This window comes from Flavobacterium sp., assembly GCF_050696275.1.
In the GTDB taxonomy this organism is placed as follows: domain Bacteria; phylum Bacteroidota; class Bacteroidia; order Flavobacteriales; family Flavobacteriaceae; genus Flavobacterium.
Window position 1 is genome coordinate 82,768 of the sequence record NZ_JBOGUT010000002.1, and the last position, 11,904, is coordinate 94,671.

The window sequence follows — 11,904 nt, forward strand, 5'->3', positions numbered from 1 at the left end:
AAAGTGAGTAAAAAAAAATTCCTTTCGGAAGTATTCAAATCAGGAGGAACTATTGGTGCATTATCACCTAGTTCCTCTTTTTTAGCTGAAAAAATGCTTAATCCCATCAATTTCAAGAGCGCAAACTGCATCGTTGAATTTGGCCCCGGTACTGGTGTTTTTACGCATAAATTGCTTGAAAAAATGAATCCGGATGCCTTATTATTAACTTTTGAAGTAAACACTCAATTTAGTGAAGACCTGAAAAAAATAAAAGACAAACGTCTAGTGGTCATTAACGACTCAGCCGAAAAAATTCAGGATTATCTTAAACAATACAATCAGAATTCAGCTGATTATATTATTTCGTCACTCCCTTTTGCAGTGATTCCTGACGATGTGGTCAACACCATCCTCACAAATTCTGACAATGCATTATCTGAGAATGGAAAATACATTCAATTTCAGTATTCACTAAATGCCAAAGAAAAATTGAAATCCTTTTTTTCAGAAGTAAAAATTAATTTCACTTTTTTGAATCTTCCTCCGGCATTTATATATGTCTGTAATAAATAAACCTTTATTTTTCGAGACCTACAATCGAACGATAAATATAATCAGAATGAGTTTTGGTAAAATATTTGCCCATTTTTTTATCAAACTCATCTCTTTTTTTCTCCTCCTTCCATTGCGCTTTAAATAATTCATCGTCTTTAGCAAATGCTTTTTCTAAATCCCCTAACGACTCAATAACATAAACTTCAACAAAATCAGTGCTATTTGATCCCCATCCGTGAGCGTAGGTATAGTATGCTTTAATAAAATCATTCTTTCTGGTAACTGCGTCCGTATACTGCTTGTTCAATTCATCAAATTCTTTTTCTGTTCCTTCTTTCGGATATTCGAAATAGCTTTTTCTGACATAATAAATCATTTGTTTGTCTGCTATTTTATCCATTCGTTTTGCCTCGGGCATCGTTACATAAATCTCATCAGAATGCACATTGTCATAATAACTTCTTCTCTTTTGAAAAAAGGCGGTTCTCACTTTTTCATCAGGCCAGGCTTGCTTTACTAACTCCTGTGTGCGAGTCCAGGCTTTATCAATTGCATCCCAATTTTCATATAAAGTCACAAATACAATTTCCGTATTATCTGCAGTGAAATAGTGCGAAACAACATTGGATCCAAGTATAAGCTCGTTTTTCATAACCACTTTGTCAAAATATTCCTTTTCCATTTTCTTCCAGTCTTCCAAAGAAAAGTTTTCTATTTCAGTATTCCAATGCATTGTTGTCACTGTTAAATAATGTGTTTTTTCTTCCTGCGCAAAGAGCAAATTCCCCTGAGCCAAAAAAAACAATAAAACCACCAAAAATTTGTAATGAATTGTTTTCATAATTTCAAAAATTAAATGTTGATAAAATCCGTAGGAAACAGTTGTGAAATTTGCAGTGGGAAACTGAAGAAAATTGGGCACAAATTTACAAAATTTAAACTCAATTATCTAATTTCCAGTATTTTATTGATTTTTAACCGTTAAAATCTTCAATCTAAAAAAATATCTAACTTAAAATATATCAACCATTTACAAGAATATTTAAAATTTGGCGTTAAATTTGCTATATCATCAATCAACCCGAAGCGGTGCCGAATTATTCAGAAACGCAGCGGAGAAAATCAAAATCAATCATGTTAAAACGTTTTTTTATTCTGTGCTCAGGCGCAGACAGAGACCTCATCGACTCCTGTTCCAACGGAGAGCAAAATAAGTACGCGGGTATTGGGGCAACCGTATTTTTCACAGCAGTAATGGCTTTCATTGCCAGCAGTTACGCTTTATTTACTGTTTTCGACAACATTTACACTTCGATGTTTTTCGGTATCGTTTGGGGATTATTAATCTTCAACTTAGATCGGTTTATCGTTTCCACTATTCGAAAACGAGACCGTTTTTGGAGTGAATTCCTGCAAGCTACGCCTCGTATTATTTTGGCAATGATTATTGCTATTGTAATTTCAAAACCTTTGGAAATTAAGATTTTTGAGAAAGAAATCAATACTGTTCTCCTCAAAGAAAAAAATGATTTGGCCATGGCCAATAAAAAGCAAGTTGCCAATTATTTTAAAAGTGATTTAGACAAAAACAAAGCAGAAATTGACAGTTTAAAATCAGACATTGTAAAAAAAGAAAAGGAAGTCAACAATTTATACACGACCTACATTACAGAAGCTGAAGGAACGGCCGGAACAAAAAAACTCGGAAAAGGGCCTGTTTATAAAGAGAAAAGGGACAAACACGACGCACAGTTAAAGGCACTGGACACGTTGCGATCTGCAAATCTGGCTAAAATTGCTGAAAAAGAGAAAAAAGCCAAAACACTTCAGGCGGATTTAGACAAGAAAGTAACCGAAACACAACCTATTATTGATAGTTTCGACGGTTTGATGGCCAGAATCAATGCTTTGAACAAATTACCGTGGCTGCCGTCATTCTTTATTATGTTACTGTTTTTAGCCATAGAAACCTCACCGATAATCGCCAAATTATTATCTCCAAAAGGAGAGTTTGATTTTAAACTGGAAGACATAGAAACAGCTCTTAAAGCATCATTATCACAAGATAAATACCAACGTGATTTACTAGTAAAAACCAGTGCCTCAATGCACGATAAAGTATACGAAGACATCGCGCAGGATAAAGAATTATACAAACTGCAACGTCAGAAAGCTACCGAATTACTGGAACTCCAGGCCAATAATTTTGTGGAAAAACAGAAGAGAACATTATAAAAAAAGAGGCTAAAAGCCTCTTTTTTAATTAACCAATTTATTTAATCCAACCATTTTTTTAGTGTACTCTTTATTTTTGCCTGATCTTTGGAAGTCATTTTACTGCAAAAATTACTTCTGTTTTTTCAATAGTATTGATTGGTATCTTATATTACAATTGAAACATAGTAGTAGTTATTGATGTGACTTTCCCAGAAATTATTTCGGCAATAATCTTGCCTGTGGCAGGAGCTAAACTCAGTCCCATCATGGAATGTCCTGTAGCAAATGTTACATTTTTTATCTTTTTATCTCTTGAAATTATAGGCAACCCTGAAGGAGTACACGGCCTGAAACCATACCAAGTGTCTTTTTCATTAGGCACTTCAATTTTTAAATCAGGGTAAAATCCGTTGACAGTATTTACTATTCCCTGAAGTCTTTTTTGGTTAATTTTAGTGTCTTTTGTATGTGTAATTTCCATAGTTCCTCCAAAACGGATAACATTATCCATAGGAGTTACTGCTACCTTTCCTTCACATAAAATGGATGGAATCACAGGTTTTTGTTTTTGATCTCTTAGTGTAAAACTATACCCTTTTCCAGGCAAGACTGAAATATTTATATTTAGTTTTTTTGCCAATTCCAGACTCCAAGATCCCGAAGCTAATACCACTTCGTCTGTAGTAAAAACGCCTTTATCTGTAACGACATCCGAAATCGTGCTATTATGGATTATAAAATCATTTACCAATGTATTGGACTGAATTTTCACGTTCATTCTTTTCAACTCTTCTTTTATGAACTGCATGAATTTTTGTGGGCATAAATGGGCATCACTCTTGTAATGCACTCCTCCGAAAACATCGGTTTTCGTACCCGTTTCAAGTCTTGAAATATCTGCTTTTGAAAGATAATCTACTTCTAAACCAAGAAATGCTGCTTTCTCTCCTTCGCTTCTTATTTCTTCACCAACCTTATCGGTTTTATACAGCATCAGAAGTCCTTTTTCTTCATAAAAAAAGGAATTGTTATTTCTGGCAAAATCCTGATACAAGTCTTTGCTTAGAAGAGACAAATCACGAAGAGCAGGCATCGATTTTTCGACGTGTTTGTAATTGGCATGTTTGTAAAATTGCCATCCCCATTTTATTAAATCGGCGTCCCATCTTGGTTTTACATAAAAAGGGCTTTGACTATCAAACATCCATCGAACACCTTGCGCTATCATTCCGGGCTGAGCCAAAGGAATAACATGAGATGGAACAATCATTCCCGCATTGCCATAAGAACAACCGTCGCTCATGTCTGATTTATCAAAAACAACTACCTGATGTCCTTCTTTTGCTAAATAATAAGCTGAGCACAAACCAATTATTCCTCCTCCTATGATGCTGATTTTTTTCATTGTTACTGTTAGAAAATGAATTTTTAAATTACCTGAAAACCGAACGCATACGGATCGTCCTCTTCATCAATTATAATAGTATTGTATCCGTACACTTTTGCCCAACCTTGAACACTTGGAACAATTGCTTTGATGTCGCCAATAGAAGTTTCTTCTTCTACTTTTCCAATGAACGTACTTCCAATGAAGCTTTCATGGATAAATTCTTCTCCTTTTTTCAATTTTCCTTTGGCGTGAAGCTGCGCTATTCTGGCAGATGTTCCCGTGCCGCAAGGAGAACGATCGATGGCTTTATCCCCATAAAAAACGGCATTTCTACCTGAAGAACTTGGATTTAAAGGATTCCCCGTCCACAGCATATGTCTTACATCACGGATAGTATCGTTTTCCGGATGAATAAAAAGATCGGGATATTTTTCGTTGATTCTTTTTCGCACTTCTTGGCTATATTGTACAATTTTACCTGCTGTAAAATCCTGAATGCCAGAAAAATTATTTTGCGGATCGACAATAGCGTAGTAATTTCCGCCATAAGCGACGTCAAAAATAATTTCACCTAATTCAGGACAGTCGATCATTAATCCTTCAGCGGCCAAATACGATTTCACATTGGTTAATTTTACCCAATCTACTTTTTTACCCGTTTGTTTGTATTCTATTTGGACTAACCCTGCCGGCGCTTCCATCCTTATTTTCCCTGGAATTTTTGGTACGATTAATCCTTCTTCAATAGCAATGGTAATGGTTCCAATGGTTCCATGTCCGCACATAGGCAAACAGCCGGAAGTTTCTATAAATAATATCCCAAAATCATTTTCAGGGTTACTTGGCGGATACAGAATACTACCGCTCATCATGTCATGTCCCCGAGGTTCAAACATCAAGCCTTTTCGAATCCAATCGTACTCTCTCAGAAAATGTTGCCGTTTTTCACTCATGTTTGATCCAATAAGATTAGGACCACCGCCAGCAACAACTCTCACCGGATTTCCGCAAGTATGTGCATCTACACAAAAGAAGGTTTTTCTAGACATAATGCTATTGGCAAATGAGTTTGTTTATTATTCACTAATCTGGAAATTCCTAATGGATTTTCATTTTGCAATGCTGTCGGTAATAAGACATTCGGCCAATTCTGATAACTAAACGGTCGCACCCAACGCTTTACCGCATGAATACCTACTGCGGTAAATCTAGGATCGGAAGAAGCTGGATAAGGACCTCCGTGCAACATGGACGGACAAACCTCAACCCCTGTTGGCACACCGTTAAAAATTAATCTGCCCACTCTATTTTGTAATGACGCTACTACTTCAGTATACTTTCCTAATTCTGAGTCTAAGGCAATAACCGTTCCTGTTAACTGCCCTTCCAGTTTGTCAAGTATCGCAATTAGTTCTGTTTCATTTTCACATTGTACAATTATTGACAATGGTCCAAATACTTCCTGATGAAGTGACGTGTTTTCTAAAAAAGTCTTTCCTTCAACAGAAAGCAGTGTTTGTTCTGCAAAATTAGGCGCGTCTTCGGTTTTTATTTCGGTGAGGGTAATAACTTCGTCTTGCTGTTGGAGTTCTTTTTTCCCTGTCATAAAATTATTCCGTATACTAGGATGCAGCATACAGGAAGGGACCGTTTTTACTATTTCTTCAGACAACTGACTTATAAATTCATTCAGACTGTCGCTTTTTAAACCTAACAATAATCCCGGATTGGTACAAAATTGACCGGATCCAACGGTAATTGAGCTTGCAAACTGAGCAGCCCAAACGGTACTTTGCTCTTCTAAAGCCTGTGGCAATAAAACAACTGGATTAATGCTTCCCATCTCGGCAAAAACCGGTATCGGCTCAGGGCGTTGTGAAGCCAGATCAAATAAGGCTCTACCTCCTTTTATGCTTCCTGTAAAACCAACTCCTTTCACTTGTGGATGCTTTACCAGACTACTCCCTACTGTTATACCGCTGTCATTCAGGTTTGAAAAAATACCTTCGGGCATGTTGGTTTGTTTTGCTGCTTTAATGACTGCCGAAGCAACCATTTCCCCTGTTCCTACATGCATAGGATGGCTTTTAACGATTACAGGACAGCCAGCAGCAAGAGCCGAAGCAGTATCACCTCCTGCAGTTGAATAAGCAAAAGGGAAATTACTGGAACCAAAAACCACTACAGGCCCTAATGGAATTAACATTTTACGCAAATCTGTTTTTGGAATAGGTTGCCTGTCAGGTAGTGCTGTATCTATGGCTGCCTCTACCCAACTTCCTTCTGCAACCATATCTGCAAAAGAGCGCAGTTGCATTATGGTACGTCCTCTCTCCCCTTCTGCTCTTCCTCTTGACAAACCAGATTCGGTGCAGTAAACTTCTAATAATTCATCTCCGAGAGCTAGAATTTCATCGGCGATTGCATTTAGAAAATCTGCTTTTTGATTTCCTGAATAATTTTTATATGTATCGTAAGCCATTGAAGCTAAATCTACTGCGAGGTTGATTTCATCTGAAGTAGCTTCTGTAAATATCCAGGGATTTTCAATATTTAGTTGCGGATTAAACGTTTTATACGTCTTGTTTCCGTTGGCGATAAGCTGACTGCCGATATAATTTTTTCCTGTAATCATTATCTATTATTTGATTTAGATTTTGCTTCCTTTGGTAAAAAGACAAAAACTTAATTTATTCTTATTCCAATAATTTTAACATTGCCGATTAAAGACGGCTAAATTTGGGAAAACCATCTTAAAATCGACATCATACAAGCTGAAGTAATTAACTTAGCAACAAGCCTTCCGTAACACTCATTTTGTAATCTGGAAGTGTAGGTCTCGTTCTTAAACCTTCGTTAATAATTGCCTGAACTCTTTCTCTTTCTGAGCCAAATAATGGCAATCTAGGAGCACGAACATATTCTGTTCCAATTCCTGTGGCGACTTCGGCTAATTTTATGTTTTGTACTAATTGCGCATTGATATCCAATTCCAACAAAGGTAAAAACCATCTGTAAATCGTTAATGCTTCTTCAATTCTACCGGCTTTAGCCAAACTGTAAATGGCTACTGTTTCAGCCGGGAAAGCATCAACTAAGCCCGCAACCCATCCATCTGCGCCCATCAATAGGCTTTCTAATGCCAAAGTATCTACTCCTGACAATATTTTTAAGCGATTTCCAAAACGATTTTTAATTCTGGTCACATTGGAAATATCTCTTGTGGATTCCTTTACTGCTTGGATGTTATCAAACTTTAACAACTCTTCAAACATATCCAAAGTCACTTCTATTTTATAATCTATGGGATTGTTATAAACCATAATTGGCAACGAAGTGTTTTTAGCTACTTCGGAAAAATAAACTATCGTTTCATAATCTGTCGCTTTATATCTCATAGGAGGCAGCACCATTAATCCTTTGGCGCCATCTTGTTCGGCTTTATTCGCCGCCTCAATTGCTCCTTTGGTAGTCTGCTCGGCAATATTCATTACAACAGGAATTTTTTTATCAACAATCCTTACGGTTTCGCGGACAAGCATCCTTTTTTCTTCATCCAAAAGCGTACTTGCTTCTCCTAAGGTTCCCCCTAGTATTATACCATTTACACCTGCTTCCAACTGTGCTTTTATATTCACTTCAAACATGTCAAAATCAAGTGTATCATCTGATTTAAATTTTGTAGTAACTGCTGGCATTACCCCTTTCCATTGAATACTCATAATTGTTATTTGTTTTTTTCAAAATTATCAAGTATGCAGTAAAACTATTTAGGGTATATTATCTTAAAACTATACTATATTACCTCATTTTGCATCCACAGCTAAATTATCCAATTAATATTTACTTGTTTTTAATAAAAAATATATATTTGATTTCCTTAGAATTTACCATTATGAAGATTTTCCCTTTCAAAATACCTAAAGCAAAAGAGGAAGCGCTTATTTATCAGGAAGACAGAGTGTTATTCTTCTATGACAAGCTACATCAGCATGAGGAAATCCAAATTAGTTATATTAAAAAAGGAGAAGGCACAATACTTGTAGGCGATACTTTAACGGGATATCAAAAGGGAGATATTATTGTGATAGGAAGCAATTTACCGCATGTATTCCGAAGCGAGATTAATACTAATGAAGAATCCGTCATGCTGACTATCTTTTTTACACCCAATTCTTTTGGTAAAGATTTTTTTGAACTCCCTGAATTTAAAACACTTACTCCTTTTTTTGCAGCGCTTAAAAATGGTTTTAAAATTAGCGATGCTCCACAAAAAATGGTAAGTCAATTTAAAAAATTTAAAAAAGCGGATGAATTTGACCGCTTCTCCATTTTTCTAAAAACCATCAAAAACCTTTGTATTTCAGAAAAGACGGTGCTTTCAAGTTTCATCTATGAAAAAACACTTACAGATAATGAAGGCAAAAGAATGCAGTCTGTTTTTGAATATGTGATGACCAATTATCAGAAAAACATCACTCTTGAAGAAATAGCATCGGTATCGAACATGACAAAAAATGCTTTCTGCCGTTATTTTAAGGTTAGAACCAATAAGACTTTTTTTCAGTTTCTAATTGAAATCCGAATTGAAAGAGCCGGGAAACTATTGTTAAAAAACAAAGAGTTTTCTGTACTGGAAATAGCTGAATTTTGCGGGTTTAATAATATTTCGAATTTCAACAGGAAGTTTAAAGAAATCAAGCATATATCTCCGCTTCAATACCGAAAAATTTATTCATAAAAAACCCCTGATAAAGGAATATCAGAGGCTTTTTCACTTAATAAAACTGCATGTTACTTTTTGAGCATTTTCTTTGTAATCACTTTATCTTTATTGACAATAAGTTGGACTATGTACAGGCCTTTACTGAATAAATGAGTATCAATACTTGTCGTTTGTGCACTTATATTAAACGATTCTTTATAAATACGTTGTCCTAAAATAGTAACAACGGAAATTTCAACATTCTCTCCCAATAATTTAGAAGTATCTATGGTAAATTGTGATGCAAACGGATTAGGATAAACAATCACATCCTGCTCTTGATTTATCTCGTCTACATCCAGAACATTTGGTGTATAAATTGTACCGTTAGGCTGGGTATTGTAAGCATAATTGGTTAATGTATAGCTTGATCCGTCAGCTGAAACCGAAACTGCAAACCATCCATAGCAAGAATTGCCGTTTCTGTAATATTCAAAACCAATATAGCCTGACTGCCCGTCCCATGCGGTATAGGATGCATTTCTCAAAACATGCAAATCAGGGTAAGCTCCACCTGAAACCATATTTCGCGTAGCATCAACCGGTTCGTTATTCCCTAAAAAAGTAATATTTCTGGTTGCTCCATTGCAAATAAGAGGTTTTTGATATGTTTCTAATTTCAGTGCATTTTGTGCAGCTGCATCTACAAATGTTCCATAGTATTTATCATCTGCATTGGCTTCAATTTGAAATGATTCCCATACATTATTTGGATCTACAGTAAAATCAGGAACGTCAACATAAAAAATACCGTATGCATCTTCAAAATCCAAAGTAACAGTAAATACAGCTGATTCCAGAACGCTTGTTCCGCCTGTAATTGCCGGATTTAATAAAGTCACTACTACAGTGGCATCATTATTTGACATATGCTGAGTTGCATTTCCTGTAAAAGTAAGTCTGATTTGTGTGTTGCTTAAAACATTCAACACTGGAGTTAGCCCAGAGGGAACACCCGAAATGGCATAATGCGTTCCTAAAATCATTGTGCCACTACTTTGTGTAAAAGTTCCATTATTAGTTGCTAAAAGAATTGCTGCACCATCTGAAAAACTACCATCATTAGCAATCGCTTCACTAAGATTTGGGGGAGAGACTGTCATCACAACCTTAGGTGTCATTCCTGTATAAATAGTTGCATATGGCTCTGTGTTATAAGCGTATTCCGTTATGGAATATCCTGAACCGTTTGCATTTACAATTGCTTTAAACCATCCGTAACATGGAAGACCATCAATCTTATATTGAAAACCGATATAACCAGAGGAACCATCCCAAGTTGTATACGTTGGCGTTCTGACATCTAACTGTCCCGGATAAGCCATTGGCGGAGTTATAGTACTACTTCCGTTAATAGGGACATTAAAACCTAATTTAGTTATATTTCTTGTTCCAGATTCACAAACTAAACTCTTCCCATATGTTTCTAATTTTAAGTGATTTGCCGCAAAATGCCACGCGCCATACTTAACATCATCTCCTTTATTTATTTCGAAATAATCCCAAGTAGAAGATGGAGTAACCGCAGCATCCGCCATATCTACAAAAAATATCCCGTATGGATCCGTAAATTGAATTGAGAAACTCAAACTGGTACAATAAAACCCGGATATGCCTCCTGAAAATGCAGCCGGTAAAAAAGAAATAGTTGCTAAACCGCTATTAGAAGCAGCGTGTGAAGCAGCATTTCCAATCAATGTCAATGTTAATTCCGAATTATTATTTACGGTAAGAACAGGTGTAATTCCTGCAGGAAATGTATGTGTGAAATGAGTTCCTAAGGTCATTGTTCCCGATGAAAGTGCAAAAGTTCCGCCATTTAAAGTAACTGAAGAATTACCCGTAAATGTACCGGTATTAGCAATAGCTTCCTTGAAAGCAGTTGTATTAGCTGTTAATGAATTTCCTGAAGCATTAACTCCTGTAGCCACCAAATTTGCCGGCTGCCATAAAGTAATTCGTGCAGGATGTTCCAAAGCAGCTAACATTCTGGCAGTTTGACCTTGTGTAAACATTTTATAACAACCGGAAGCACCATTATAGCCCATATAGTTTTCAAAGTTTACACTATCTCCATTACAGTTTGCTCCCGGAGTACAACCCAATGCGTGCAATCCATCTTCTTTAGGAGTGTCATTTACTTCGTCAGTACCGCCACATCCTCCATCAAAAGTGTGAATTAAATTTAAAAAATGCCCAAATTCATGAGTTAGCACTGAGGCAAATTCATCATTGGTATTTCCGAACAAATAAGCACCATTATATACCACTCTGGCTAAATTGTTTTCAAACATCCAGGAATCCGGATACCAAGCTACCCCTGAATTTGTTGTTTGCCCATCGTTGTATAAATCGTTCTGAATATACACATTCATATATTTATGATTGTCCCATGCATCCGCCTGAATCTGATTATCATATCCACCGCCGTTTCCGTAACCGTTTTTTGCAGAATGAAATAGGACTCCATTGGTGCAATTTCCGTTTGGGTCTATTTTGGCCAATTTGAATTCGATATTTAAAGTACTTCTTCGGGACTGAAAAAAAGGATCTACGGTATTGTAATCTAAATTTAACCCGTTAAAATCCTCATTTAATTTTTGAAGCGCCACCACTATTTTATCGTAAGTAATCGATTGTCCATTATGCGTATTTCCATAAATATGAAACACTACAGGAATAGTATAGGTGGGATCTAATCTGTTATCACCGATTCTTTTAACGTCTTTATCGGCAAATTTCTTACTCCAAATATCGAAGTTTATTCTTTCTTTCAGTGAGTTTGGGTTTTTTCTATAAATCACTTCATTCTCCTCTTTAGTTCTGCAAGAAGGTGTTTGAGCACTTATATCCATGACAGACAGAAAAAATAAGAGCAAAAATAATTTTGTTTTCATAGCTGTTGTTTTTTTTCAAATCTATTACGATATCCAAAAAACAAACCATACTATTTTACCTATAATTAATATTAAATTAACAATTTTAATTATTTTTA

At 35.9% G+C, this 11,904-nt stretch carries 9 protein-coding genes; 3 read left to right on the top strand and 6 right to left on the bottom strand.

All coding sequences use genetic code 11. The annotated features are described in order from the left end of the window. The first annotated feature begins 3 nt into the window (after positions 1 to 3). Entirely contained in the window at positions 4 to 555 is a 552-nt protein-coding gene (locus ACRDEC_RS01790) for a class I SAM-dependent methyltransferase (RefSeq protein WP_431496614.1), read from the top strand. A 4-nt stretch (positions 556 to 559) separates the two neighbouring features. Here ACRDEC_RS01790 and ACRDEC_RS01795 read toward each other — a convergent pair whose 3' ends face one another. After that, the gene (locus tag ACRDEC_RS01795) at positions 560 to 1,378 is read right to left on the bottom strand and encodes a hypothetical protein (RefSeq protein ID WP_431496615.1); all 819 of its coding nucleotides are present in this window, start codon (positions 1,376 to 1,378) and stop codon (positions 560 to 562) included. 293 nt (positions 1,379 to 1,671) lie between these two features. Between ACRDEC_RS01795 and ACRDEC_RS01800 the strand changes: the two genes are divergently transcribed. Continuing rightward, the gene (locus ACRDEC_RS01800; RefSeq protein ID WP_431496616.1) at positions 1,672 to 2,772 is read left to right on the top strand and encodes a DUF4407 domain-containing protein; all 1,101 of its coding nucleotides are present in this window, start codon (positions 1,672 to 1,674) and stop codon (positions 2,770 to 2,772) included. A 151-nt stretch (positions 2,773 to 2,923) separates the two neighbouring features. Here ACRDEC_RS01800 and ACRDEC_RS01805 read toward each other — a convergent pair whose 3' ends face one another. The 4 genes from ACRDEC_RS01805 to ACRDEC_RS01820 form a co-directional block, all read right to left on the bottom strand. Then, entirely contained in the window at positions 2,924 to 4,159 is a 1,236-nt protein-coding gene (locus tag ACRDEC_RS01805) for an NAD(P)/FAD-dependent oxidoreductase (RefSeq protein WP_431496617.1), read from the bottom strand. 23 nt (positions 4,160 to 4,182) lie between these two features. After that, a complete protein-coding gene (locus ACRDEC_RS01810; RefSeq protein ID WP_431496618.1) occupies positions 4,183 to 5,193 on the bottom strand; it encodes a 4-hydroxyproline epimerase in 1,011 nt (336 codons plus the stop codon). Beyond that, positions 5,166 to 6,779: an aldehyde dehydrogenase (NADP(+)) gene (locus tag ACRDEC_RS01815; protein WP_431496619.1), complete on the bottom strand. Its 1,614-nt coding sequence runs from the start codon at positions 6,777 to 6,779 to the stop codon at positions 5,166 to 5,168. Before ACRDEC_RS01815 ends, ACRDEC_RS01810 begins: the two co-directional genes overlap by 28 nt. A gap of 148 nt (positions 6,780 to 6,927) precedes the next feature. Further along, positions 6,928 to 7,866 (bottom strand): dihydrodipicolinate synthase family protein, encoded by a 939-nt coding sequence (locus tag ACRDEC_RS01820; protein ID WP_431496620.1) that lies wholly within the window; start codon positions 7,864 to 7,866, stop codon positions 6,928 to 6,930. A gap of 149 nt (positions 7,867 to 8,015) precedes the next feature. On the opposite strand from ACRDEC_RS01820, the gene ACRDEC_RS01825 reads away from it, so the two are divergent. Further along, a complete protein-coding gene (locus ACRDEC_RS01825) occupies positions 8,016 to 8,885 on the top strand; it encodes an AraC family transcriptional regulator (RefSeq protein ID WP_431496621.1) in 870 nt (289 codons plus the stop codon). Between the two features lie 53 nt (positions 8,886 to 8,938). Here the strand turns inward: ACRDEC_RS01825 and ACRDEC_RS01830 are convergent, their stop codons facing one another. After that, on the bottom strand, positions 8,939 to 11,806 hold the full coding sequence (locus ACRDEC_RS01830; protein WP_431496622.1) for a zinc-dependent metalloprotease: 2,868 nt from the start codon (positions 11,804 to 11,806) through the stop codon (positions 8,939 to 8,941). Positions 11,807 to 11,904: the final 98 nt, after the last annotated feature.

Excerpts from the sequence above, each read along its gene's own strand:
- ACRDEC_RS01795 (WP_431496615.1), bottom strand. The coding sequence starts at position 1,378 with ATGAAAACAATTCATTACAAATTTTTGGTGGTTTTATTGTTTTTTTTG.
- ACRDEC_RS01800 (WP_431496616.1), top strand. The coding sequence starts at position 1,672 with ATGTTAAAACGTTTTTTTATTCTGTGCTCAGGCGCAGACAGAGACCTC.
- ACRDEC_RS01805 (WP_431496617.1), bottom strand. The coding sequence starts at position 4,159 with ATGAAAAAAATCAGCATCATAGGAGGAGGAATAATTGGTTTGTGCTCA.
- ACRDEC_RS01810 (WP_431496618.1), bottom strand. The coding sequence starts at position 5,193 with ATGTCTAGAAAAACCTTCTTTTGTGTAGATGCACATACTTGCGGAAAT.
- ACRDEC_RS01815 (WP_431496619.1), bottom strand. The coding sequence starts at position 6,779 with ATGATTACAGGAAAAAATTATATCGGCAGTCAGCTTATCGCCAACGGA.
- ACRDEC_RS01820 (WP_431496620.1), bottom strand. The coding sequence starts at position 7,866 with ATGAGTATTCAATGGAAAGGGGTAATGCCAGCAGTTACTACAAAATTT.
- ACRDEC_RS01830 (WP_431496622.1), bottom strand. The coding sequence starts at position 11,806 with ATGAAAACAAAATTATTTTTGCTCTTATTTTTTCTGTCTGTCATGGAT.